Annotated in this window: 21 protein-coding genes; 9 read left to right on the top strand and 12 right to left on the bottom strand. The window is 68.2% G+C overall.

Going from position 1 to position 22,948, the window contains the following annotated elements; genetic code table 11:
• Window positions 1-24: 24 nt before the first annotated feature.
• From ACFPJ1_RS36230 to ACFPJ1_RS36220, 3 genes are all read right to left on the bottom strand, one after another.
• On the bottom strand, window positions 25-1,737 hold the full coding sequence (locus ACFPJ1_RS36230; protein WP_380110819.1) for an ABC transporter substrate-binding protein: 1,713 nt from the start codon (window positions 1,735-1,737) through the stop codon (window positions 25-27).
• Between the two features lie 469 nt (window positions 1,738-2,206).
• Window positions 2,207-2,710, bottom strand: a complete 504-nt coding sequence (locus ACFPJ1_RS36225; RefSeq protein ID WP_380110839.1) for a GNAT family N-acetyltransferase — start codon at window positions 2,708-2,710, stop codon at window positions 2,207-2,209.
• A 101-nt stretch (window positions 2,711-2,811) separates the two neighbouring features.
• Complete coding sequence (locus ACFPJ1_RS36220; RefSeq protein ID WP_380110818.1) at window positions 2,812-4,914, bottom strand: catalase; 2,103 nt, start codon at window positions 4,912-4,914, stop codon at window positions 2,812-2,814.
• A gap of 179 nt (window positions 4,915-5,093) precedes the next feature.
• On the opposite strand from ACFPJ1_RS36220, the gene ACFPJ1_RS36215 reads away from it, so the two are divergent.
• The 5 genes from ACFPJ1_RS36215 to ACFPJ1_RS36195 all read left to right on the top strand — a co-directional run bounded on the left by ACFPJ1_RS36215 (window position 5,094) and on the right by ACFPJ1_RS36195 (window position 9,026).
• Window positions 5,094-5,546, top strand: a complete 453-nt coding sequence (locus tag ACFPJ1_RS36215) for an SRPBCC family protein (protein WP_380110817.1) — start codon at window positions 5,094-5,096, stop codon at window positions 5,544-5,546.
• Window positions 5,547-5,781: 235 nt separating this feature from the next.
• On the top strand, window positions 5,782-6,483 hold the full coding sequence (locus ACFPJ1_RS36210) for a peptidoglycan-binding domain-containing protein (RefSeq protein ID WP_380110816.1): 702 nt from the start codon (window positions 5,782-5,784) through the stop codon (window positions 6,481-6,483).
• A gap of 585 nt (window positions 6,484-7,068) precedes the next feature.
• On the top strand, window positions 7,069-7,890 hold the full coding sequence (locus ACFPJ1_RS36205; RefSeq protein WP_380110815.1) for an alpha/beta fold hydrolase: 822 nt from the start codon (window positions 7,069-7,071) through the stop codon (window positions 7,888-7,890).
• 78 nt (window positions 7,891-7,968) lie between these two features.
• A complete protein-coding gene (locus ACFPJ1_RS36200; protein WP_380110814.1) occupies window positions 7,969-8,271 on the top strand; it encodes a DJ-1/PfpI family protein in 303 nt (100 codons plus the stop codon).
• Window positions 8,271-9,026 (top strand): SAM-dependent methyltransferase, encoded by a 756-nt coding sequence (locus ACFPJ1_RS36195; protein WP_380110813.1) that lies wholly within the window; start codon window positions 8,271-8,273, stop codon window positions 9,024-9,026. Before ACFPJ1_RS36200 ends, ACFPJ1_RS36195 begins: the two co-directional genes overlap by 1 nt.
• Before the next feature lie 5 nt (window positions 9,027-9,031).
• On the opposite strand, the gene ACFPJ1_RS36190 is transcribed toward ACFPJ1_RS36195, so the two are convergent.
• The 6 genes from ACFPJ1_RS36190 to ACFPJ1_RS36165 all read right to left on the bottom strand — a co-directional run bounded on the left by ACFPJ1_RS36190 (window position 9,032) and on the right by ACFPJ1_RS36165 (window position 14,604).
• The gene (locus tag ACFPJ1_RS36190) at window positions 9,032-9,634 is read right to left on the bottom strand and encodes a maleylpyruvate isomerase family mycothiol-dependent enzyme (protein ID WP_380110812.1); all 603 of its coding nucleotides are present in this window, start codon (window positions 9,632-9,634) and stop codon (window positions 9,032-9,034) included.
• A gap of 60 nt (window positions 9,635-9,694) precedes the next feature.
• Entirely contained in the window at window positions 9,695-10,933 is a 1,239-nt protein-coding gene (locus ACFPJ1_RS36185) for an RNA polymerase sigma factor (protein WP_380110811.1), read from the bottom strand.
• Window positions 10,930-11,271: a YciI family protein gene (locus tag ACFPJ1_RS36180; RefSeq protein WP_380110810.1), complete on the bottom strand. Its 342-nt coding sequence runs from the start codon at window positions 11,269-11,271 to the stop codon at window positions 10,930-10,932. The genes ACFPJ1_RS36185 and ACFPJ1_RS36180 overlap by 4 nt, the downstream gene beginning before the upstream one ends.
• Before the next feature lie 111 nt (window positions 11,272-11,382).
• The gene (locus ACFPJ1_RS36175; protein WP_380110809.1) at window positions 11,383-12,252 is read right to left on the bottom strand and encodes a helix-turn-helix domain-containing protein; all 870 of its coding nucleotides are present in this window, start codon (window positions 12,250-12,252) and stop codon (window positions 11,383-11,385) included.
• Window positions 12,253-12,347: 95 nt separating this feature from the next.
• The gene (locus ACFPJ1_RS36170) at window positions 12,348-13,067 is read right to left on the bottom strand and encodes a class I SAM-dependent methyltransferase (RefSeq protein ID WP_380110808.1); all 720 of its coding nucleotides are present in this window, start codon (window positions 13,065-13,067) and stop codon (window positions 12,348-12,350) included.
• Window positions 13,060-14,604: an ATP-dependent DNA ligase gene (locus ACFPJ1_RS36165; RefSeq protein ID WP_380110807.1), complete on the bottom strand. Its 1,545-nt coding sequence runs from the start codon at window positions 14,602-14,604 to the stop codon at window positions 13,060-13,062. The genes ACFPJ1_RS36170 and ACFPJ1_RS36165 overlap by 8 nt, the downstream gene beginning before the upstream one ends.
• Window positions 14,605-14,760: 156 nt before the next feature.
• Here ACFPJ1_RS36165 and ACFPJ1_RS36160 point away from each other — a divergent pair, with 156 nt between their 5' ends.
• The 4 genes from ACFPJ1_RS36160 to ACFPJ1_RS36145 all read left to right on the top strand — a co-directional run bounded on the left by ACFPJ1_RS36160 (window position 14,761) and on the right by ACFPJ1_RS36145 (window position 18,761).
• Complete coding sequence (locus ACFPJ1_RS36160; RefSeq protein WP_380110806.1) at window positions 14,761-15,687, top strand: hypothetical protein; 927 nt, start codon at window positions 14,761-14,763, stop codon at window positions 15,685-15,687.
• A gap of 96 nt (window positions 15,688-15,783) precedes the next feature.
• Window positions 15,784-16,719 (top strand): hypothetical protein, encoded by a 936-nt coding sequence (locus ACFPJ1_RS36155; RefSeq protein ID WP_380110805.1) that lies wholly within the window; start codon window positions 15,784-15,786, stop codon window positions 16,717-16,719.
• Window positions 16,716-17,648 carry a hypothetical protein gene (locus ACFPJ1_RS36150; protein ID WP_380110804.1) on the top strand — a complete coding sequence of 311 codons (933 nt, stop codon included), beginning with the start codon at window positions 16,716-16,718 and terminating at the stop codon, window positions 17,646-17,648. The genes ACFPJ1_RS36155 and ACFPJ1_RS36150 overlap by 4 nt, the downstream gene beginning before the upstream one ends.
• 111 nt (window positions 17,649-17,759) lie before the next feature.
• Window positions 17,760-18,761: a hypothetical protein gene (locus ACFPJ1_RS36145; RefSeq protein WP_380110803.1), complete on the top strand. Its 1,002-nt coding sequence runs from the start codon at window positions 17,760-17,762 to the stop codon at window positions 18,759-18,761.
• 76 nt (window positions 18,762-18,837) lie between these two features.
• Here the strand turns inward: ACFPJ1_RS36145 and ACFPJ1_RS36140 are convergent, their stop codons facing one another.
• The 3 genes from ACFPJ1_RS36140 to ACFPJ1_RS36130 form a co-directional block, all read right to left on the bottom strand.
• On the bottom strand, window positions 18,838-19,806 hold the full coding sequence (locus ACFPJ1_RS36140; RefSeq protein ID WP_380110802.1) for a Dyp-type peroxidase: 969 nt from the start codon (window positions 19,804-19,806) through the stop codon (window positions 18,838-18,840).
• An 89-nt stretch (window positions 19,807-19,895) separates the two neighbouring features.
• Window positions 19,896-21,302, bottom strand: a complete 1,407-nt coding sequence (locus tag ACFPJ1_RS36135; protein WP_380110801.1) for a pyridoxal phosphate-dependent decarboxylase family protein — start codon at window positions 21,300-21,302, stop codon at window positions 19,896-19,898.
• Window positions 21,299-22,624: an MFS transporter gene (locus ACFPJ1_RS36130; protein ID WP_380110800.1), complete on the bottom strand. Its 1,326-nt coding sequence runs from the start codon at window positions 22,622-22,624 to the stop codon at window positions 21,299-21,301. Before ACFPJ1_RS36130 ends, ACFPJ1_RS36135 begins: the two co-directional genes overlap by 4 nt.
• Between the last annotated feature and the right edge of the window lie 324 nt (window positions 22,625-22,948).

The raw sequence follows: 22,948 nt of genomic DNA, 5'->3' as shown, positions 1-22,948 counted from the left end.
AGCCGCGTGCCGTCATGGGCGCCGTCATTTGGCGTAGCCGGCGAACGCGGTGCGGATCACGCCGTCCGGGTAGGTCTGCACGCCGAGCACCTTCTTCGAGACGCCGGTCAGGTTGCGCTGCCGGTACATGTAGATCAGCGGGTCGTCCTGCTGCAGCTTGGTGACCACGTCGCCGTACAGCTTGACCCGCTCGGCCTGGTCCTTCGACTGCCGGGCGTCGGTGAGCAGCTTGTCCACCTCGGGGCTGCTGTAGCCGGCCACGTTCTGGCTGCCCTCGCTGCCGACGAAGTTGAAGATGTTCGCGTCCGGGTCGACCCGGCCGGACCAGCCGAGCTGCAGCAGCTCGAAGTCACCGCGGTCCTGCTGGTCGAGCAGCGAGGCGTACTCGACCGGCTTGATCACCAGCTCGAACCCACCGTCCTTGACCATCGCCTGCAACGCCTGGGCCAGCCGCAGGCTGTCCGGGTTGTTCGAGGTGATCATCTCGACCTTGTACGGCGTGGTGACGCCTGCCTGGCCGAGGAGTTCCTTGGCCTTAGCCGGGTCGTGCGCGGGGCAGACCTGGGCGGCGTCGGAGGTGAACTCGCTCTTCGGCGAGATCGGCGAGCAGGCGACCGTGTTCAGCCCGTTGAAGATCGTCTTGACCAGTGCCTCCCGGTCGATCGACAGGTCGAGCGCCTGGCGGACCCGCGGGTCCTTCGCGATCGGGCTGTCGAGCTGCTTCTTCGGGGTGCCGACGCCGTTCGCGTTGCCGATGTTGATCGTCAGGCCCTGGTAGCCGAGCGACTGGGACTGCAGGACGGTCATGCTGGCGTCCTTCTGCAGCGCGGGCGCGTCCTGGGTCGACAGCGAGTCCGCGATCTGCGCGTCACCCGAGCGGAGGTTGGCCGAGCGGATGCTGGAGTCGGTGATGATCCGGTACTCGATCGCGTCCAAGTGCACCTTGGCGGCGTCGTAGTACAGCGGGTCCTTGACCACCTTGATCGAGTTCTGCGCGACTCTGCTGGCGAACTTGAACGGACCGACGCAGACCGGCGCGGTGGAGAAGTTGTCACCGAGCTTGCTGACCGCGGCCGGGCTGAGCACCATGCCGGCCCGGTCTGCCAGCGCCGCGGTGAGCGGGGCGAACGGCTTGGACAGCTTGATCACCACGGTCTTGGCGTCCGGCGTCTCGATCGAGGTGATCGGACCGAGCTCGCTCTTGCGGCCGGAGCCGGTGATGGTGAGACCCCGGTTGATCGACACCTTCACGGCGTTCGAGTCGAGCGTGCCGCCGTCGGCGAACTTCACGCCCTCGCGCAGCGGGATGGTCAGGCTGAGACCGTCGGAGGAGATGGTCGGCAGCGCGGTGGCGAGCTGCGGCACGATCTTGGCGTCCGGGCCGAGGTCGTAGAGCTTCTCGCACATCGTGTGGAACACGTACCGCGAGTAGAGGCTGCGCGACAGCGACGGGTCGAGCTTGTCCGGGTCCGCGGACAGGGCGACCGTCAACGTGCCGCCGTCCTTCACCTGCGCCGCGTCCGCCGGCTCGCCGAAGACATCCTGGTCCGCCGAGCTCTGCCCGCTCGGCTGTTCTCCGGCCGGCTCGACCGACGAGCACGCGGTACCGACGAGGGCCAGCACGACCACCGCGACCGCGGCGCCGACCGGGGCGGTTCTGAAGGAGCCAGTGCGCCCCGTACCGAGGCGGGGGAGCCGGCTGGAGCGGTTCAGTGACGAGGGAGTTCGACGGGGCATTTTCGGTCTCCTGAATGAGCGGTTCTGCAGACTGTTTCATGTATACAAGGCAGGCGCGCAAGTGATTCGGCGAGTTTGTCTCAACCTTTTCGCGGGGACACCTCCAGGAGAGGCCGCAACCACCGCCGTCGGCCGCCGCGAGGGCCGTCGGCGATTTCGTCGCGTCTGCGCGCGGGTCGGGCAGGGCCAGCTGATGAATGTTCCGATTGACGGAACAATCGTCCAGTAATCGGACGCGGAGCCTGGTGCTGAGCGTTATTAGACAGTTATCCAAGGGTGCCGCGAGGCAAGTGGACCGACAGCGCGATGCGGAGGACGTGCCCGGCGACCCGGGCGCTGCGCAGCTGGTGGGCTCGCTGATAGCCCGTGGCCGATGCCTGCCGGCGGGCTGGTTGCAGCCCTTCCGCCTCGGCGCTGACCCTTCTCTGGCACAGGGATGCTGAGGGCGGTTTGTATACGGAAGGCTGGTTCAGAGGCCCCAGGGTGGTGGGTAGTGCATCGTGCCGGACGGCACGGGAGTGTCGTCGAGGGGGAGCGCCATCAGGTGGGGGCCGCTCTCGAAGGTGGCGTCGATCCCGAAGGTCGAGGCAGGCCTGAAGCCGAAGCGTGGGTAGTACTCGAGATGACCTAGCAGCACGACGAGGTGCTCGCCCTGAGCCCGGGCCGCGGCCAGCGCGGTACGGATGACAGCACTGCCGACGCCTTGCTTCTGATACCTGGGGAGAACTGCGCAAGGTCCGAGTGCGAGCGCGGGCGTCTCGTCGATGCGGCAGCGGCTGAGCAGGACGTGGCCGACGACCTTGCTGTCGTCCGTGGTCGCGACGATCGACAATCCGGGCAACCACGACGCCGGATCGGCGCGCAGTTTCTCGACGACGTCCGGCTCGTAGTCATTGCCGAATGCTTGCAGGTTGACGTCACGGATCGCCGCCACATCGGCAGCAGTCTCCGCACGGGTGATCCAGGAGGTCACAGGCAACGGGAATCCCTTACTGGAGAGGGATTCCCGACAGTAGTCGCCTACACCTGCCGCCGCAGGCCATTTATCGTTGCCTCGGCCGGATCACCGGGGGTTCATTGCGCCATGACGAGGTCGGCGCGGTCCCACGCTCGGTGCAGGCCGACTGCCGTGAGGAGGTCGGTCGTGTAGGGCTTGGCGACTGCATCGCCGAGCACGATGCCTGGTGCCGTGGTGTCGATGCCGGCCGCCGTGAGCACCTGCTCGCCATCGCCCCAGGCGCCGATCACCTTGCAGTGACGGAAGAGTTCCCCGAGGAGGACGGTCAGCTTGATGTCCTTCAGCGATGGGCTGCCCGCGGCAACGATCAGCGCGTCGTACTCGATCGATCGGGTGGTCAGGAAGGTGCGCTCGACGACCTGGGTCGAGCGCCTCCTCTTGATGGTGCCACCCGAAGGAGCGAGCAATCGCAGTACGGCGCCTTGGGCCTCGACCGCGCGGCGCAGCTTGGTGATGCCGGCCAGATCGGAGCCGTTCGTCGCGACCACTCCGATCACCCGTCCTGCGATCGGTCCGGGAGTGGTGACGATCTGGGACAAGGCGGGGGAGGGCGTCGCCCCGGTGGCCGGTGTGCCCTTGGGTGCGGGCAACCCGAGTCCCTTGGCGACGGCTTCACACAGCCCGGTGTCGACCTGGGCGAGGACGGTCAGCATCCGCTCGCGAATTGGTTGCTCATAGCACTTACCCAGCTCGAAGGTGAACGCCTCGATGATGTGGACGCGTTCGATCTTGCTCATGCTCGCCCAGAACAAGGTGGCCTGGGAGAAGTGGTCCGCGAAGGACGCCGGGCTCTCCCGCACCTTGGGACCACTGACCTCGCGGGGAACGTGGACGAACGCGCCTTCCTCCGCGGGGACGGGGCCGTCCTCCCCGCCGAGGCTGTTGGGCAGGTACGGCGCCACGCCGCGGTGTACGGCCGTCTGGTGCATGCCGTCACGCAGGTTGTCGTTGACCGCCGCGTGCGGGCAGTTGATCGGCAACTGGGTGAAGTTCGGTCCGCCCAGGCGGGTCAGCTGGGTGTCGAGGTACGAGAACAACCGGGCCTGCATCAGTGGGTCGTCGGTCACCTCGATGCCCGGGACCAGGTTGCCGGTGTGGAAGGCGACCTGCTCGGTCTCGGCGAAGTAGTTCGTCGGGTTGCGGTCCAGGGTGAGCTTGCCGACCAGTTGGACCTCACACAGTTCCTCGGGCACGATCTTGGTCGGGTCGAGCAGGTCGATGCCCTCGAAGGTCTGGTCAGCGGAGTCGGGCATGATCTGGAGGCCGAGCTCGAACTCGAGCGGCGCGCCGGCGTCGATGGCGTCGGCCAGGTCGCGGCGGTGGAAGTCGGGGTCGGTTCCGGCCGCGAGCTGCGCCTCTTCCCAGACGAGCGAGTGGATGCCCGCCACAGGCTTCCAGTGGAACTTGACCAGGCAGGTCTCGCCCTTGCCGTTCACGAGCCGGAACGTATGGACGCCGAAGCCCTCCATGGTCCGGTACGAGCGGGGGATGCCGCGGTCGGACATCGCCCACATGACGTGGTGGGTGGCCTCGGTGTGCAGCGAGACGAAGTCCCAGAAGGTGTCGTGGGCGCTCTGGGCCTGGGGGATCTCCCGGTCCGGGTGCGGCTTGGCGGCGTGGATGATGTCGGGGAACTTGATGCCGTCCTGGATGAAGAACACCGGCATGTTGTTGCCGACGAGGTCGAAGTTGCCCTCCTCGGTGTAGAACTTCACCGCGAAGCCCCGCACGTCCCGGACGGTGTCGGCCGAGCCGCGGGAACCGAGCACGGTCGAGAAACGTACGAACACCGGCGTCTCCCGGCCGCGCTGGAGGAAGCCCGCCTTGGTCGCGGTACCAGCGTTGCCGTACGCCTTGAACGTGCCGTGGGCGGCCGCGCCGCGCGCGTGCACCACCCGCTCGGGAATGCGTTCGTGGTCGAAGTGGGTGATCTTCTCCCGCAGATGGAAGTCGTCCATCAGACTCGGTCCGCGCGGTCCGGCCTTCAGCGAGTGATCGGTATCCGGAAGCCGCACCCCTTGCGCCGTGGTGAGCAGCGGGCTGGTCTGCAGCCGTCCCTCGGCCACCTCGACCGGCTGTTCCCCGGTACTCCGCTGCGGTACGGCCGGCGTAGCGGTCGACCGTCGGGAAGCACTGGCAGCTTTGCGTTTCGGGGGCATGGGGTTTCCTTCGCATCCGTGAGCAGGTGGCTACCTGTACCCCGGGTCACACCCACGGGACGCGACAACTCGGAGAAGCGGGGGGTTGCGGTGGGGCGTACGCAGAGGTTCTGCGTCGGTCCGATGGCGGCGGGTACCGGGGGTTCGTCCACAACAAGCCACCCTCAGGAGGCATCCGGATGAGCAACATCACCCAGTCGATCGACGTCGACGTCCCGGTGACCACGGCGTACAACCAGTGGACGCCGTTCGAGTCGTTCCCGCAGTTCATGGACGGCGTCGAGGAGATCCGCCAGCTGGACGCCACCCACAACCACTGGGTCGTCAAGGTCGGCGGCGCGACGCGGGAGTTCGACGCCACCGTGACCGAGCAGCACCCGGACGAGCGGGTGGCGTGGACGTCGGACTCCGGTCCGCAGCACGCCGGCGTGGTGACGTTCCACAAGCTGACCGACACGAGCACGCGGGTGACCGCGCAGCTGGACATCGACCCGGACGGGTTCCTGGAGACCGTCGGCGACAAGCTCGGCGTGATCGAGGGCCGGGTCAAGGGCGACATGGAGCGCTTCAAGACCTTCATCGAGGAGCGCGGCGGCGAGACCGGCGCCTGGCGCGGCGACGTACCGCGCTGACGCGTCGGGTCGGCATGCTCCGCGCACGCTGACCACCCGAGAACACTCAGGGCCTGCCCGGGCGATCGACGGAGGGCGGGCCCTGAGGCATGTCCGGCCTCGCTCGACCTCCCCGTCGCTGCCCCGGAAGCGCCTGAAGACTGGCTCTTGGTTGCTTTAAGACTGGCTGAAGACCGGTGGAGACGCTGGTTCTGGCACTGCTCAGGGGGAGGGGTGCCGGACTCAGGGGGACGAAATGAGAACAGCAGCGGACGCGGTGGTGTGGGCGAAACAGAAGAAGGGCGACTTGGGCTGGCGGAGGCGCTGCCTGGTGTTCGTCCGGTCGGCGTGGGACCTGCCGGCCCAGGACGGGTCGGCCCAGCTGGAGTGGAACTCCATTCCGAAGAAGGGCCGGCACGCGGACAAGATGCCGCCGGTCGGGGCGCCGTGCTTCTGGCAGGGCCCGTCGGCCGAGGGACACGTGGCGATCGTGGTCGAGTACCGGGGCGGCGTACCGCAGATCGCCAGCAACGACATCGTCAAGCGGGACCGGATCGACATCGTGCCGCTGACCCGGATCACCGAGAGCTGGAGCAAGGCGCGCTGGCTGGGCTGGACGACGATCCTGCAGGGCCGGGACCTGCCGCTCGGCAAGGTGATGGTGGAGAACGACCTCGCCCAGCCGGACGGTAAGGCCTTCAAGCAGGGTGGCAAGGTGTTCAGGTCGAAGATGCATCTGGGGCAGCTGGACTCCGACAGCGTCTGGAATCTGCAGCGTGCGCTGATGAATCACGGCATCGGCATCCGCTCGCCCAAGCCAACCGGCGACTACATGCCGGGCACCAAGCAGGCGGTGCAGAAGTTCCAGCTCGCCCAGGGCTGGCGCGGCAAGGACGCCGACGGCATCGCGGGCAAGCAGACGGTCAAGCGCCTGGGCCTGATCTGGGTTCCTGAGTAGGCCCGTGTAGCGGTACCAGCTGGCTGAATGTCGCCAACGTCAAGCTGTCCACCAACGGCAGGTACGCCTTCGGCATCAAGCCCACCACCCGCGGCACCTTCACCTACCGAGTCGTCTGGTACGCCGACGCCGACCACCAGGGCACCCAGACCGTCTCGAAGGTCCTCAGCGTCAGCTGACCCGCCGCATAAGCCGTACTGTGGGTCGCAGTGCTCTGGTCGCACTTCGTCGTCCTGGTCGCGTCTCTGCCAGGACAGACGGAGCGGCCCGGGCTGACCTCGCTGCGAAATCGTGCGCGGCCAGCAGGGCGACCTGACCCGTTGCCGTCGGCACCAACGTGATCCGCTGGCCCGCGCCGTAGTTGCAGCCGATGATCGCTCCGGTACCACCGCAGTCGGTGATGTAACTGGTCTGGCACGAAACCGGTGTACGGCGACGTGACAAATAGTTTTCACTCGGGCACACGCTGTCAAGGGCTGATGTGGCGGCCTGGCTCGAACCTGCTTCACGGTATCGGCAGAGGCGATCATGATGATCGGAGACAATCGCTTTTCACGATCGGGCCTCGGGCCTAGCGTCGGTGGCATGCGTGAACTCCAAGTCAACGGTGCCGAGTTGTCAGTCGAGACCTTCGGGGATCCGGCCGATCCCGCGATCCTGCTCATCCAGGGCGCGGCCGCCTCGATGCTGTGGTGGGAGGAGGACCTGTGCACGCGGATCGCGGCCGGCGACCGGTTCGTGATCCGCTTCGACAACCGCGACACCGGTCGATCGACGACCTACCCGCCCGGGCGACCGGAGTACTCCTTCGGCGACCTCGCCCGGGACGCGGTCGGCATCCTCGACGCGCTCGGCATCGACCGTGCCCACGTCGTCGCTCAGTCGATGTTCGGGGGAGTCGCGCTGATCCTCGGTGTCGACCATCGCGACCGGGTCGCCTCGCTCACCTTCGTCTCCACCTCCACCGGCGCGGACGATCTCCCGCCGCCGACGGCCGCTTTCGACGTACCGGCTCCTGATTTCGCGGATCGTGCTTCGGTCGTCGAGTACGTCGTACGGTCTGCGGAACTCGAGGCGGGCGGTTCGCCGTACTTCGACGAGCAGGCGACCCGGCGGTTGGTGGACCACGATGTCGCCCGCGCGCGCAATTTCGAGTCGACCATGACGAACCACTTCCTGGCCAAGGTCGATGGACCTGACGGTGGTGGCTTCGGCGACATCACCGCGCCCGCGCTCGTGGTGCACGGCGACCTCGACCCGCTGCTCCCACTCGCTCACGGTGAAGCCCTGCGCGACGCGATCCCCGGGGCCGAACTGCTGGTCCTCGAAGGCGGCGGCCACGGCGTACCGCGCGGTCTCTGGGACATCTTCGTGCCGGCGCTGATCCGGCACACCTCACGAGGCTGAGATCGAGCGCAGAATGAGGTGTGGCTGGACGGTCGCCCGGGTACCGGCGGCCGTCCAACACCAGAGAGAGGATCAGTCATGGCAGATAGCAAGAAAGTCGCCATCCTGGTCAGCGACGAGGGGATCGAGCGAGTCGAGCTGACCGAACCCTGGAAGGCCGTCTCCGAGGCCGGTCACGAGCCGGTGCTGCTCAGCCCGAAGGCCGGCGAGGTGCAGACCTTCGACCACCTGACCGCGTCCGAAAGGTTCCCGGTCGACCTGCGCAACGCCGGGGCGACCTGGGTGGATCAGGAGGTCGTCACCGACGGCAACTTGACCACCAGCCGCAATCCCGACGACCTGCCCGCCTTCAACGAGGCGCTGCTCAAAGCGATCGGCTGATGTCCGGCGGCTCGGCCATGGACGTCGAGTTCGACGACCTCGCCGGGTGGACCGCGGACGCGGTCGAACAGGTCGGGCTCGACCACGCCATCCCAGCCGGCTGCCGCGGCAGCGCCAGCCCGACCGCCCTGGCCTGGTTGGCCGAGGCGTGCCAACTCACCTCCGGCACGCGGCTGCTGGATCTCGGCGCGGGAGTCGGCGGACCAGCCGCCTGGGCCAGCCGACGGTACGGCGTACGCCCGGTGCTGGTGGATCCGATGCCCGGCGCCTGCCGAGCGGCGGGGCGTCTGTTCAGGCTGCCGGCGGTGCTTGCCGATGGGCTGGCGATACCGCTGCGGAGCAGGTCCGTCGATGCTGCCTGGTCTCTGGGAGTGTTGTGCACGGTCGACCAGAAGTACGAGTTGCTGCGTGAGTTGCACCGCCTGCTGATCCCCGGAGGTCCGTTGGGGTTGCTCGTGCTCGTTGCGCAGACTGCGGACCCCGAGCCGGCTCCTGAGGGCAATTCGTTCCCGAGCCAGCAGGAGTTGCTCGCAGTACTGACGAAGGCGCAGTTCGAGGTGGTCGAGCAGATCACCGCTCCGGAGGACGTGCCGTCGTCGTGGACCGAGCGGGCGGAGCGGGTCGATCAGGTGATCCGCGAGTCTCACAGAGACGATCCGCGGTTCCAGGAAGCGGAGGAGCAGAACCGGCGGATGCGTGAGCTGTTCAGGACGGGCCAGGTGTCGACCCAGCTCGTCCATGCCCAGGCTTGGTGACCTGATCACGACGTTCGCAGGCGGCCCGCCGGGAGGCTGCGTCCGCAGACCATCAGGAGGAGGTCCTGAGCTGAGCCCGACACCGGACGGCCGGATCCGTAGGTCCAGTCGAGGTCGTCTGCGCGGAGTTCGGTTCCAGTCAGGTCCACGCCGAAGTACTTGAGGTGCTTGGGGGACAGCCCGCCCAGTACGACGCTCAGCTGTTCCGATGGCACCTTGCGGTCGAGACCCAGGCCGACGGTGATGTCGAGGCCGTGGATCACGTCGTGCGACAGGGCGCCTTCGAAGCCGCCGCCCGGTGGCTTCCACGGGTGGTTCACGTTGGCCTCCAACGTGGCAACCAGTTCGTCCGCCGTGAGAGCGGCCGCATCCTGGCGGGCGAGCCGGTCGGACATCGGGTTGAACCTGGCGCGGGACTTGGCGAGCTCGAACAGGAAGCGCGGTGTCGAGTAGCGGTACGGCATCGTCACGTGTGCGACGACCTCGCGGACCCGCCAGCCCTCGCACAGCGTCGGCGCGTCCCACTGGTCAGCAGGCAGGTCCCTCAGGAGTGCCGCCAGGTCGCTGCGCTCGGCGGCGATGAGTCGTCTGATGTCGGCCTCGGTCATAGTCCGTCCTTTCGTACGTGGTCACCCCACCGACGAACGGGGACGAGGCAGACGGACGGGTCAGGCAGAAGTTTCTCGAATCCGTCGCTGCAGGAACGAGCGCTCCCCGTCGGTACCGGCCTGGGCGAGCGCCTCCCGATAGGCGGTCACCGCCTCACTGTGCCGACCAGCCCGGCGAAGGAGATCCGCCCGCGTGGCGGCGAGCAGGTGGTACTCGGCGAGGTCACCCGAGGCGGCGAGGTCCTCGACAAGCAGCAATCCCGCCTCGGGACCTTCGGCCATCCCGATCGCCACGGCCCTGTTGAGAGCGACCACCGGGGTCGGCGCGATCCGGTAGAGCTGGTCGTACAGCCTGGCGATCTGCGCCCAATCGGTGTCGCCGGCCTGCTCGGCGACCGCGTGACAGGCCGCGATCGCCGCCTGGATCTGGTATGGCCCCGGCTCTCGTCGGCGCAGGGCTCCCTCGAGCAGCACCTCGGCTTCCGCGATCCTGACGCGATCCCAGCGACTCCTGTCCTGCTCCTCGAGTGGCACCAGCTCGCCGGAGGTGGTGAGTCGACCGTCGCTCCGGGCCTCGTGAAGCAGCATCAGCGCGAGCAGTCCGAACGCCTCGGGCTCGTCCGGCATGAGGGTCGCGAGGACCCGGGCCAGCCGAATCGCCTCAGCGCTGAGGCTCCGGCGTACGAGGTCTGCTCCAGCGCTCGCGGAGTACCCCTCGTTGAAGAGCAGGTAGAGCACGGCGAGCACCGCGGGAGTGCGCTCGGGGAGCAGATGCGCGGGCGGTACGCGGTACGGGATCGCGGCGTTCCGGATCTTCTGCTTGGCGCGCCCGAGGCGTCTAGCCATCGTCTGCTCGCTGACGAGGAACGCGCTGGCGATCTCCGCCGTACTGAGCCCTGCGAGCGTGCGAAGGGTGAGCGCCACCCGAGCCTCCGGCGCCAGCGCCGGATGGCAACAAGTGAACATCAACCGCAGCCGATCATCCGGTACGGCGTCGTCCGGTACGCCGCTGTCGTCGGCCGGTGCTGGTTCGTACGTCATCGCGGCAACCTCCTTGAGCTTGGCAGCACCCACCGCCTCGCGGCGCAGCCGGTCGATGGCGCGGTTGCGAGCCGTGGTGGTCAGCCAGGCGCCCGGCCGGTCGGGAATCCCGTCCCGCGGCCACCGCTCGAGCGCGGTCGCGAACGCGTCCTGGGCGCACTCCTCGGCCAGGTCCCAGTCACCGGTCACCCGGATCAGGGTGGCGACGACCTGGCCCCACTCGTCCCGGAAAGCCGCTGCGACGGCCTCCTCGATCACGACAGGTCAGGCGGCGGGCCTGCCCGCAGCGGACGGATCTCGATCGTGCCGTAGCGGGTCGCCGGATGCTTCGAGGCGATCTCGATCGCTTCGTCCAGGTCCTCGCAGTCGATCAGGCAGAAGCCGCCGACCTGCTCCTTGGTCTCGGCGAACGGGCCGTCGGTCAGCAGCACCTGGTGGTCACGAACGCGGACGGTGGTCGCATCACTCGGCGGCGCCAGCCCCGCACCACCCTCCACCACGCCCCGGCTCGTCATCTCCTCCGACCAGCCTTCACAGCCGTCGTTGGCGTGGACCGCCGCGGATTCGTCACCACAGATCAGCAGTAGGTACTTCACAGTTCCTCCTCACACCTGACCGACGAACGGCACAGGCGGATCAGGACACCCTCGACAAAGGCAATCTAGTGCCCTGCGTCGGATGTTCTTAGGTGCTTGCGGCGCAGGGCGCTAGTTCAGCTGGGCGAGGATGGCGGCGAGCTGCTCCTCCGCTTGCTGCGGCGGGGGACCGCTCGCGGCGATCAGGTCGAGGACCTGGGTGTAGGCGTCGAGGTCGTCGCGCTTGTCGAGGTACAGCGCGCTGGTCAGGTGCTCGAGGTAGACCACGTCCGGCAGGTCGGCCTGGGGGAACCGCAGGATGCTGAACGCTCCACCGGTCGCCGAGTGACCGGCACTGCCGAGCGGGATGATCTGCAAAGTGACGTTCGGGCGGTGGACCGCTTCGATCAGCGCACTGAGCTGGTCACGCAGCACCTGCTGGCCGCCGATGGGTCGCCAGAGCACCGATTCCTCGATGACCGCCCAGAGCTTCAGCGGCGGATCCCGCTCCAGCACGGCCTGACGCGTCTCCCGCAAGGCGGCGAACCGCTCGATCTCTGCCTCCGGCCGGTCGCCGCCCGGAGTCAGCCGCGCCACGGCTCGGGTGTACTGCGGGGTCTGGAGCAGGCCGGGCACGAATTGGATCTCGTACGTGCGGATGAGCTCCGCGGCGGCCTCCAACCCGAGGTAGGCGTCGAACCACTCGGGGGTGACGTCGTTGTAGCGATGCCACCAGCCTCGGTTGTTCGCGTCCATGGCCAGCTTCAGCAGGCGATCCCGCTCGCGCTGGTCGCGCACGTCGTACAGGCTGAGCAGGTCTTCGACGTCGCGTTGCTTGAAGCCGACCCGGCCGAGCTCCAGCCGGCTGATCTTCGACTCCGAGGCCCGGATCGCCCAGCCCGCGTCGGACCGGGTCACCCCGGCCTGCTCCCGCAGCCGCCGCAGGTGAGCTCCCAGCATGATCCGCAAAGCCGTGGGCCCAGCCTCAGTCCGCCCCGCCATACCTCCGATGATAACTCATTATCGAACATATGTTCTAACCGGGTTTCGAGGCATTCCTCAGGCACCGATCAGCCGTCAGGCGAAGGGCTCGCGGATCAGTCGCGGAGGTATTCGGCCCTCCAGCGGTAGAGGGTGGGATCGTTCGGGCTGGGGGATCGGTCCAGCTGGATCAGGCGCAGGTCGTCGATGGCGAAGGCATCGATTCCGGCCCGGGTGAGCGGCCACGGCGGCCCCTCGACCGCAGAGTCCGGCACCTCGTCGTCGCGGGCCGCCGCGATCACCAGCAGGGAGCCGCCGACCCGGACGAACTCGCCGACCCGCTTCGTTGCTTCGGCCTGCAGCGCGATCGGCAGGGCCTGCACCGTGTAGATCTCGACGACCAGGTCGAAGGCGCGATGCCAGTCGGCCGGCGGGTTCAGCAGGTCCGCGGTCTGATAGGTGGCCTTCGTGTTCGGGTGGGTGCGTTTGGCCGACTCGATGGCGGTGGGGGAGATGTCGAAGGCGATCGTCTCGTAGCCCAGGTCGGCCACCAGTTCCGCGTCCCAGCCGGTGCCCGCGCCGACCACGAGAGCCTGCTTGCCGGTGCCGTCCGGCTCAGCCGTCTGCACCCAGTCCGACAGCAGCGGGTGCGCCCCACCGCGGTCCCACGGGACTACGGCCCGGCCGTCCTCGGCGGACGAGTAGAGCTGCTCGAACCACCCGGTCGGGTCGTCCTTCTCCAGCGATTCGTGGGCGAACCGCCGGGCGGCCACGTCGGGGTCGACCGACTGCGGGTCCACCGCGGGAGAGGTGTCCTCGGGATCGCGGTCAGTCATCGGCAGGTCCTTCGCTGGGTTGGTGGATCGCTCGAACACTCTGCACGGTATCGACCTGCTGGGCCGTCTTGTCCTCGCGATACCGCAGCACCCGGGCGAAGCGCAGCGCCATCCCGCCGGGATACCTGGTCGAGGTCTGCACCCCGTCGAAGGCGATCTCGACCACGATCTCCGGGCGCAGGTAGACCGTGTAGTCGTCCCGGCTCACCTCGAGTTGCTGGAAGCGCTCGGTCTGCCAGCGCAGCAGCTCGTCAGTGAGGCCCTTGAACGTCTTCCCGAGCATCACGAACTCGCCGGTCGCCTCGTCCCGTGCGCCCAGATGGAGGTTCGACAGCCACCCGGTACGGCGGCCGTGGCCCCACTCCGCGGCGAGCACCACCAGGTCCAGCGTGTGCGTCTGCTTCACCTTGACCCAGCCGGAACCCCGGCGGCCGGCCTCGTACGGCACGGTCAGGGACTTCACCATCACGCCTTCGTGGCCGCGTTTGACCGCGTCGGTGAAGAAGGCCTCGCCCGCCTCGGAGTCCTCGGTCACGAATCGCGGGATCCGCCGCTCCTCAGGCACGACGCTACTCAGCCACTCGTGCCGCTCGGTGCTGTCGAGGCCGAGCAGGTCGTGCCCGTCGAGGTGGAGGATGTCGAAGAAGTACGGGGTCAGCGGCACCGTCTCGGGACCGGTCGCGGCGCGCGTCGCAGTACGGGAGCCGGTGACCTGGAAAGCCTCCGGGCGGCCGTCGGGGCGGAGCGCGATCAGCTCGCCGTCGAGGACGACCTTGTCGACCTTCAGCTCCAGTACGGCGGCGACCACCTCGGGCACTCGGCTGGTGATGTCGTCGAGCGTGCGGGTGTAGACGACCACCCGGTCGCCGTCGCGGTGGACCTGGATCCGGATCCCGTCGAGCTTCCACTCGATTGCCGCCGGCGTCCCGGTCTTGGCCATCGCCTCGGCGATGCTGGTCGCCGACTGTGCAAGCATCGGCTGCACGCCCCGTCCGACCTCGAGGCCGAATTGGTCGAGCCCCGCCTCACCCTCGGTCAGTACGGCGACGGCGACCGGGGCCGCCGCGCCGCGGAGCATCGTGGCGGCGCGGATCTTCTCCAGCGAGATGCCGGTGGCCTTGGCGACCGCATCGGCCATGACGCCGTCGAGCGCGCCCTGGCGCAGCTCGCCGCTCACCAGGAACCGGAGGAACTTCTGCTCCTCCCTGGTGGCCCGGCCGAACAGCGCGTCGACCCCCGCCCGCCGCTTGGCCTGCGATCCGGCTCCGGCGATCTCGGCCAGCTCGGCGAACGTCTGATCGACCTCCTCGATCGTCAGCGAGGGCGTCGTCGCCGGCTCGGGCGCCTCCGCCAGCGTCCGCCAGCCCACGCCCGTACGGCGCTGGCGCAGCTCGCCGGACAGGTACGTCACGACGATCTCCGTCTCCACCGGATCGGTCGCGGTGGTCAGCAGCGTCGCGATCAGGTCGGCCTTGGCGCGGCGCGACCGGGTCTGACTCAACGAGGTCGACGTGGCGACCACATCAGCGAGCAACATGACCCCAGTCTCGCCCACCCCACCGACATTTCGCCGTGGCCCGGGTCATCCGCCCGACCGCATAACTTTCCGCCCGCGGACCGCATCAAGTCTGGTATCTGCTCAACCAGCGAGAGGCTCGGCATGTCCAGTCGGCAGCGAAGTGCAGGAGTAGCGATGGCGGCTGCTCTGTTGGCAGCGGGAATCGTCCCCGGAGCCGCGGACGCTGCGACGACCCAGGCAGGCGCGGTCACCGCGGCCTGCCGGTTGACGGTGGGCTCTGTGACACCGGGCGGCGATCACAGGTTCAGGACAGTCGACGCTACGTCACCGATCACTGTGCAGAATCAGGCTCTGTACAGCGGCATCTACCCGGACGGCCAGGTACGGCTCAGTGGATCGGTGGCGGTCAACCCGGACCTCGTCCCCGCCTTCAATGCGTCGGTCAGTGGCTGGGTGGTGATGGGCGCGACGATGCACACCAGCGACTACCTCGTCGAACTGAGCGGTGAGGTCAAGCCGGAGAACAACCACTCCACGCGGGTCGGTGCCGGCTGGGGCGACATCACCGCCTTCGAGACGACCAGGTACTACCCGCCCAACCCGAACAACGTGAACGGCGTGACGAGTCAGTACGCCCTTCGTGCCGACGGCGTGCTTTCTCGCTGGGTGATGAAGTCCGCCACCGGCGGACCGACCTGGTCCAACAAGCAGTCCGCTCCGGGTTTCAGCGCCGTGAAGACCATGGCCCTGATCAGTCAGACCGCCAGCTACGACACCTTCCTGGCGACCACCAAGGGAGGAGCCCTCTACACGATCCGGATCCCGCGGACCTCGCCGATGAAGCCGGTGGTGAAGATCGTCCGCGGCTCCAGCTGGCAGGGGTTCGAGTCGCTCGTGATCGAGAAGTGCGGTGTCAACGGCACCATGCTGCTCGGCATCGACAAGGACTCCAAGTCCGGCTACCTGTACGCCATCGGACACGCCAACGGCACCGCCACGGTCATCAAGAGCCTCGGCAAGGTCCCGACGACCTTCGAGGACCCGGTGTACTTCAGGCGGGCGATCAGGCCAGGCGACGCGCCCATGCTCTTCGGCGAGTGACGCAACTTTCGCCGCGAAGGACGCATCAAGCTCAGTAGAAGCACACCTCTTGTGCGCGCCGACAGGCGCGCACAAGCCAAAAACCGGGGGGCAGAAATGCTGGCTAGGAAGGGCATTCGAGGTGGCTCCGCTGTTGCAGGACTAGTCCTACTGGCGGCGGCGCTGGCGCCAGGCTCGGCAGCTGCGGCATCGTTGGTCGCGGAGGGGTCGACCACAGCCGCAGCTGCCTGCGGCCTCGGCCTGGGGTCCGTTACGGCAGGCGGCGACCAGGTACGGCGGCAAGCCACCGCGACGGTGCCTCCGACGGTCGAGCCGTGGTGGGTTACCGCCGACGTGTACGCCGCGGCGCCTCGCCTCAGCAGCACCCTCGTCTACGAGCCGGACATCGCCAACACCCATGTCCACGGATGGGTCGTCATCGGCGATTCCATGTACCGCAGCAGCTACGACACCGGAACTGACTTCCAGCTCGAAGGAGCGCCCCGGCTCGAGCGAGTCGGGGGTGGTTGGGGCACCTTCGTCGCGTTCGAGGACGCGCAGTACTGGGTGCCGGGCGGCAGTTTCTACCGCCACAACGCGTACGGCTTGCGCAACGACGGGCGGCTGTTCCGCTGGACCGTCGACACCAAGGGTGTCTGGCACGCCTCCGGCTCGTACGCCGGCTTCTCGTCGGTGAAGTCGATGGCGCTGATCAGCAAGACCCGGACGTACGACACCTTCCTGATGAACCTGCGCGGCGGCGCGCTCTACACGGTCCGGATCCCGACCAGTTCGCCGATGAAGCCGGTGGTGAAGATCGTCCGCAGCGGGACCTGGCAGGGCTTCGAGAGTCTGATCGCCGAGAAGTGCGGGACCCAGGGGACCCTCCTGGTCGGTATCGATAAGGACACGCAGTCGGCCTACCTGTACGCCGTCGGCCACGCCAACGGAACCGCCACCGTGATCCAGAGCCGCGGGAAGCTCGCCGGCACCTTCGCGGACCCGACGTACTTCCGATGGGGCTGGGAACCTGACCAGCTGAATGGCGAATGACCCGCTCCGATCGGCGCGGGCGAAGCGCTCTTGTCCTTGCCCTGATCGGCGGCCTCGCGGTCGGACCGCTTCCGGGCACGGCCGAGGCTGCCGGCACCGCCGAGTTCTGCAGCATGCAACTCGGGTCGGTGACGGCTGCCGGCGAGCATCGCGGTCAGGGGATTCTCGCCACGTCGCCTCCGACCATGCTTGGGGACGCGGTCGGGCCGGGAGACATCTACGCCGGCGGAGTGCCGCGGCTGGTCGGGCCGATGGCACACGCGCCCGTTGCTCCGACGGGTGAGCTGCGAGGCGGCTGGCTGATCCTCGGGCCGTCGATGTACCTGAGCGGCTACACCACCGACTCCACCGGCCGCGCGACCGATAGCGTCAAGCTCCAGGAGGTCAGCGCCGGTTGGGAGGACATCACCGCCTTCCAGACCTCCTGGTACTACGAGGGTCCGAAGTACAGCCATCTCCGGATGAACCAGTACGCCCTCCGCAACGACGGGGTGATCCTGCGCTGGACCATCGACGGCGACACGTGGCGCGACCAGAGGCTGTACCGCGGGTTCGCCTCGGTCAAGACATTCACCTTGATCAGCCAGACCCGCAGCTACGACACGTTCCTCGCCAACACCTTCAACGGCGCGCTCTACACGATCCGCATCCCGATCGACCCGACCGCAAAACCAGTGGTCCGCGTACTGCGAGGTGCAAGCTGGGAGGACTTCGACACCCTGATCGCCGAGCGCTGCGGCCAGCACGGAACGATCCTGCTCGGCATCGTCCAGGACACCCACACCGGCCACCTCTACGCGCTCTCCCACGCCAACGGAGCCGTCACCACCATCCAGTCCCTCGGCGACCTCCCTGTCTCCCTGGACGATCCGGCCTACTTCCGCTGGTACCTCGACACCCCGCAAGCCAACAAGCTGCGCGGCGAGTAGGCCCACCCACTGCAGGCCCCTGGCGCATGCCCGCGTCAGGGGCCACAACTTTGTTCCGCCGGACGGCGTCAAAGCCCTTGAATCGTTCACATTCACTGGGGGTGCTTTGCGATGAGAAGAATGCAGGGGTACGGCGGCAGGGTGGTCGCCGGACGAAGGTCCGCGTCGAGGGCAGTAGGGATCGTGGCCGCCGGTCTGCTGGCCGCAGGGATGATCCCGGCCGGGGCGAACGGCGCGACCACGACGAACACCAGGGACACCACGACCGCGGCGAGCAGTGCGGCCAAGGCCTGTGGGATCTCGGCGGGATCGGTGACGGCGGCGGGTGACCACCGGATCCAGAGCTTCCTCGCCACCAAGCCGATCACCCGGACCGAGAACCGGTTCGTTGCCCGGGGCATCCATTCGGCCGGGCAGCCGCGGCTCACCAGCAGGTGGGAGTACGCGCCGGCCGAGGAGGGTGGCAGCGTCAGTCACGAGGGGGTGATCGCGCAGGGGAACGTGCTGTACGACAGCGGCTACCTGGTACCGCGCGGCGGCGGGACGCCGTACAAGTACCAGACCGTGATCGGCGGTGGGTGGACGTCGTTCACGGCTGTCGAGCACTCGGAGTACACGGTGGCCGGCAGACAGCTCCGAGTGACCGACTACGGCCTGCGCGCGGACGGGACCCTGTACCGCTGGAACGTCACCTCCACGGACGGACAGAAGGTCAGGCACCGGAGCGGCTGGGCGCAAGGTTTCGGCGCGGTCAAGTCCATGGCTCTGTTCAGCCAGACAGCGACGTACGATACCTTCCTGGTGAACCTTCGCGGCGGCGGGCTCTACACCGTCAGGATCCCGACCACGTCACCGATGAAGCCGATCGTGAAGAAGGTGCGGACCTCCACCTGGCAAGGGTTCGAGACGATGCTGACCGCCCGCTGCGGCAACTACGGCACACTGCTGCTCAGCATCGACAAGGACACCGACTCCGGTTACCTGTACGCCGTCGGCCACGCCACCGGTGCCTCCACGGTCATCCAGAGCCTCGGCAAGGTTCCCGGCACGTTCGCCGACCAGGTGAACTTCTCCTGGCACAGCTACTCCGACCCGCTGCTCTTCGGCGAGTAGCCGGTCCGACCGAGTGGTCGCGTTCCCTGGCGTCTGGTGGCGCCGGGGAACGCGGCACGTCAGGTGACCGGGGGAGTCAGGGCGCGGGTGGTAGGTCGTCGAGGAAGTCGGCGGTGGGGACGAAGAAGAGCGTGCCGGTGGTCGCGGTGGAGAAGTCGAGGATGCGGTCGTAGTTGCCCTCGGGCTCGCCAAGGAACATCCGCCGCAGCATCAGCTCGGTGATGCCCGGGTCCTTGGCGTAGGCGATGTAGTAGGTGCCGGACTCCTGCGTGCCGATGGTGCCGAACGGCATGTTGTCGCGCAGGATCTGCAGTTCGTTGCCGTCCTCGTCCTCGATCACGTTCAGCGCGATGTGCGAGTTGGACGGCTTCACGTCGTCCTGCAGCTCGATGTCGTCGAGCTTGGTCCGGCCGATCACCAGCTCCTGCTGCTCGGCGCTCAGCGCGTTCCACGCGGCCATGTCGTGCAGGTACTTCTGCACGATCACATAGCTGCCCCCCGCGAAGTCCGGGTCCTCGGCGCCGATCACGACCGCCTCGTTCGCCTCCTCGCCGGTCGGGTTCTCCGTCCCGTCGACGAACCCGAGCAGGTCGCGCATCTCGAAGTACTTGAAGCCGTGGACCTCGTCGATCACCGTGGCCGCGCTGCCGAGCTCGTTCATGATCTGCTGGCCCAGCTGGAAGCACATGTCGAGCTGACCGGCGCGGATGTGGAACAGCAGGTCGCCCGGGGTCGAGACCGCGCGGTGCTTGGCCCCTTCCAGCTCGATGAACGGGTGCAACTTCGCCGGCCGAGGGCCGCTGAAGAGGCGGTCGTACGCGTCGGAGCCGATGCTCGTGACGCACGACAGGGTGCCGGCCGGGATGCGGAAGCCGACCGAGCGGGTCAGCCCGGTGACGCGCTCGAGCAGCGCTCGGGTGGCCGCTTCGCCGCCCGGCTCGATCCGGACCACCAGGAAGATCGCCGCGCCGGTCAGCGGCATCAGGACCGACTGCGGCAGCGCACGCGTCGAAGCAGTCGGTCCGGGAGTCGGATCGGTCACCATCGAGATCTCCTTCGCGGGTCGTTCACAAGGTCACAGGTGGGGCGGAGGTGTCGTCAGCGACAGCATGCAGCAATTGCCCGCTTCGAGCCTCAGGCGGGTCTCATCAGCCGGTCGAGGAATGCGATCAGCAGCGCTTCGCGGAGCCGCGGGGGAGCGACGTCGAGGAGCGCGTTCACCGGCGCCATCCGCTCCGGCAGCGCCTCGCCCGTGCCGAGGCCGGCGATCGACAGCAACCCGTCGAACGCTGGGTCATCCAGGGTCGCCGGGTCGAGCGCACCGGCCGCCGCGGCCAACTCCGGGGCGACCTCAACCGGTCCGGCGGCTTGTGCGGCTGTGACCGCGGTTGTCAGCGCGCTGGTCAACTCATCCAACCGAGCCGCCGTCGCCGCGCTCACCGTGAGATGGAGCGACGCCGGCTGGTCCCTGAAGCTCAACTGCGGCTGTACGAACCACCCGAGCGCGGCCATCTCGTCGGCGATCGTGAATACGTCCGCCCGCTCATCGGACCGCAGAGCCACCAGAGTCGTCGCGGGAGCCCCGAGCACCATCAGCCCGTCGATCGAGGCAGCCACCTCGGCGAGGCGGACCGTAGCGTCGTACGAGGTGCGGGCGAGGCGCCGGTAGCCGTCGTCGCCGATGTGCTGGACGACCGCCCAGGCGGCTGCGAGGGGTGCGCCCGATTTGGTGGACTGCGTGGTCGAGTTGAGCATCGTGTACCCGGGCCAGTCGGCGTGCGCGAAGAACTGCGCGCGCCTGAGGTCCGCGGAGCGGTGCAGCAGGATCGACGCGCCCTTCGGCGTGTACGCGTACTTGTGCAGGTCGACCGAGATGCTCGTGACTCCAGGTACGGCGAAGTCGAACTCGGGCACCTTCACCCCATCGGCCCGCAGATACGGCAGCACCCAGCCGCCGATGCAGGCGTCCACATGGCACCGGATCCCGCGGGCTTCGGCGGCCTCCGCGATCTCGCGCACCGGGTCCACCACGCCATGCGCGTACGACGGGGCGCTCGCCACCACGAGCACGGTGGTGTCGTCGCAGGCCGCCGCCATCGCCTCGCCGTCGGCCCAGTAGGTATCGGGATCGACGTCGACGACAACCGCTCGCACGCCGAAGTAGTGCGCCGCCTTGTGGAACGCGGCATGCGCTGTCGAGGGCAGCACCATGCTCGGCGAGGTCACCCCAGGTGAAGCGTCGCGCGCGGTCTGGACGGCGAGCAGGATCGACTCGGTCCCGCCCGAGGTCACCGTCCCGACCGCGTCCGGGCCCTGCAGGAGCCGAGCCGCCCAGCCGACCAGGTCGTTCTCGAGAGTGCGCAGGCTGGGGAAGACGGTCGGGTCGAGCCCGTTCGTCGCGCCGTACAGCGCGAGCGCCTGGCGGCCGATCTCGTCCGCCTCGGCAAGGCCTGAGTCGTACACGTAGGCGAGGGTGCTGCCGCCATGCGTCGGCAGATCCCCCTGCTGCAGGGCGCGCAGCCGGGCCAGTACGTCGCTCATCTCGCCTCCAGTACTTCGTCCGCGGTCAGCCGGTACTTCTGCAACGTGAACAGGCTGACGGCGATCAGCAAAACAGGGACCACCGACAGCCCGACGACGATCGCCGTCACCGCCGAATCCGGCTGTACGGCGTCGCGGTTCGTCGACGAGACATACCCGCCGGCCGCGAGCACCAACGCGTACAGACCGGGTCCGAGGGCGAGGCCGAGCGTCTCACCGGCCGTCCAGATCCCGGTGAAGACGCCGGCCCGGCGGATGCCGCTGCGGGCGGCGTCCACGGCCGCGACGTCGGGCAGCATTGCCAGCGGGAACACCTGGGCGCCCGTGAACCCGATTCCGACTATCGCGATCGACAGGTAGACGCACCACACCGGCACCTGCTCGGCCGTGGTCAGCGCGAGTGCGCCGAGTCCGAGGATCACCGAGGCGGTGGTGAAGCCCGTCTTCTTGCCGAACTTGTTGCCGAAGGCAAGCCACAAGGGACTCACCAGCAGCGCCGGACCGACCACGCAGACGAAGCCGATCGACGCCGCGCCAGGATCCCGCAGTACGTAGCGGGCGAGGTAATCGATCCCGGCCAGCATCGAGCCGATCGCGAGCGCCTGCAGCATCAAAGTGCTCAGCAGCCAGCGGAAGTCCGCGACCTGGGCGACCACGCGGAGTTGCTCCTGGAGAGTCCCCGTCGGCTCGGCTGGGGGACCGACGTGCGCCTTGCGCGTTCCGTAGTACGCGCCGACGGTGCCGACCGCGAGCAGGAGCGCGATGGTCAGTCCCATCACGCGGTACCCCTCGCGGCCGCCGATCGCGTCGCGGATCGCGGGGGCGGTGCCGCCGCTGATCAGGATGGCGATCGTGAGGACCGCCACCCGCCACGTCATCAGCCGGGTCCGCTCGGCGTAGTCGTCGGTGATTTCGGCCGGCATGGCGATGTACGGCACCTGGAAGAACGCGTACGCCGTCGCGCAGCCGACGAACGCGACCAGCACCCAGGTGGCGTCGAGCACCTTCGAATCCAAATCTGGTGCTGCGAACAGCAACGCGAAACACACCGCGAGCGACAGGCCGCCGCGCAGGAGGAAAGGCCGGCGAGGTCCGAGCGGCGACTGGTGCCGGTCGGAGATCCGTCCCGCGACCGGGTTGAGCAGCACGTCCAGCGCCTTCGGCAGCAACACGATGCCGCCGGCGAGCACCGCCGCGATCCCGAGCGTGTCGGTCAGGTAGGGGAGCAGCAACAGCCCCGGCACCGTCGCGAACGACCCCGTCGCCACCGAGCCCAGCGAATATCCCACCCGCACAGAAGGTGACAACGGCGCTAGTGACATGGCGGAAGCATGCCAGCGATTCCCCTTTCGCAGGCGCAACGATGCGTCTACTTTTGCCCCGATCTCATAGAGTCACTTCATGGACCCGCACTCAGGCCCCCCACCCCACCCGGACTCACCTGAGCCTGCGCCCACCCCCGCCCAAGCCCCGGCAAACCAGGCCCCGGATTCCCCCGCCACCGAGCACGAGCCGGATGCCCAGAACGCGGATTCCCGCACCACCGAGAACCAGCCCGATCCGCACCAGTCACCTCCCGCTCCCTGGCAACCCCCAGGCGGCAACGCTTTCCCCAACCAGCCCCAGCCCCAACCCCGCCCCCAGGA

The sequence above is a fragment of the Kribbella qitaiheensis genome (assembly GCF_042657745.1).
Classification (GTDB): domain Bacteria; phylum Actinomycetota; class Actinomycetes; order Propionibacteriales; family Kribbellaceae; genus Kribbella; species Kribbella qitaiheensis.
This window is presented reverse-complemented; position numbering and strand designations above follow the sequence as displayed.

What these genes read in the sequence shown, in the direction of transcription:
- ACFPJ1_RS36205 (WP_380110815.1), top strand. Translation starts at nt 7,069, where the DNA reads ATGCGTGAACTCCAAGTCAACGGTGCCGAGTTGTCAGTCGAGACCTTC.
- ACFPJ1_RS36145 (WP_380110803.1), top strand. Translation starts at nt 17,760, where the DNA reads ATGAGAAGAATGCAGGGGTACGGCGGCAGGGTGGTCGCCGGACGAAGG.
- ACFPJ1_RS36210 (WP_380110816.1), top strand. Translation starts at nt 5,782, where the DNA reads ATGAGAACAGCAGCGGACGCGGTGGTGTGGGCGAAACAGAAGAAGGGC.
- ACFPJ1_RS36230 (WP_380110819.1), bottom strand. Translation starts at nt 1,737, where the DNA reads ATGCCCCGTCGAACTCCCTCGTCACTGAACCGCTCCAGCCGGCTCCCC.
- ACFPJ1_RS36135 (WP_380110801.1), bottom strand. Translation starts at nt 21,302, where the DNA reads ATGAGCGACGTACTGGCCCGGCTGCGCGCCCTGCAGCAGGGGGATCTG.
- ACFPJ1_RS36150 (WP_380110804.1), top strand. Translation starts at nt 16,716, where the DNA reads ATGACCCGCTCCGATCGGCGCGGGCGAAGCGCTCTTGTCCTTGCCCTG.
- ACFPJ1_RS36170 (WP_380110808.1), bottom strand. Translation starts at nt 13,067, where the DNA reads ATGACTGACCGCGATCCCGAGGACACCTCTCCCGCGGTGGACCCGCAG.
- ACFPJ1_RS36160 (WP_380110806.1), top strand. Translation starts at nt 14,761, where the DNA reads ATGGCGGCTGCTCTGTTGGCAGCGGGAATCGTCCCCGGAGCCGCGGAC.
- ACFPJ1_RS36175 (WP_380110809.1), bottom strand. Translation starts at nt 12,252, where the DNA reads ATGGCGGGGCGGACTGAGGCTGGGCCCACGGCTTTGCGGATCATGCTG.
- ACFPJ1_RS36165 (WP_380110807.1), bottom strand. Translation starts at nt 14,604, where the DNA reads ATGTTGCTCGCTGATGTGGTCGCCACGTCGACCTCGTTGAGTCAGACC.
- ACFPJ1_RS36215 (WP_380110817.1), top strand. Translation starts at nt 5,094, where the DNA reads ATGAGCAACATCACCCAGTCGATCGACGTCGACGTCCCGGTGACCACG.
- ACFPJ1_RS36200 (WP_380110814.1), top strand. Translation starts at nt 7,969, where the DNA reads ATGGCAGATAGCAAGAAAGTCGCCATCCTGGTCAGCGACGAGGGGATC.
- ACFPJ1_RS36140 (WP_380110802.1), bottom strand. Translation starts at nt 19,806, where the DNA reads ATGGTGACCGATCCGACTCCCGGACCGACTGCTTCGACGCGTGCGCTG.
- ACFPJ1_RS36130 (WP_380110800.1), bottom strand. Translation starts at nt 22,624, where the DNA reads ATGTCACTAGCGCCGTTGTCACCTTCTGTGCGGGTGGGATATTCGCTG.
- ACFPJ1_RS36155 (WP_380110805.1), top strand. Translation starts at nt 15,784, where the DNA reads ATGCTGGCTAGGAAGGGCATTCGAGGTGGCTCCGCTGTTGCAGGACTA.
- ACFPJ1_RS36195 (WP_380110813.1), top strand. Translation starts at nt 8,271, where the DNA reads ATGTCCGGCGGCTCGGCCATGGACGTCGAGTTCGACGACCTCGCCGGG.
- ACFPJ1_RS36190 (WP_380110812.1), bottom strand. Translation starts at nt 9,634, where the DNA reads ATGACCGAGGCCGACATCAGACGACTCATCGCCGCCGAGCGCAGCGAC.
- ACFPJ1_RS36220 (WP_380110818.1), bottom strand. Translation starts at nt 4,914, where the DNA reads ATGCCCCCGAAACGCAAAGCTGCCAGTGCTTCCCGACGGTCGACCGCT.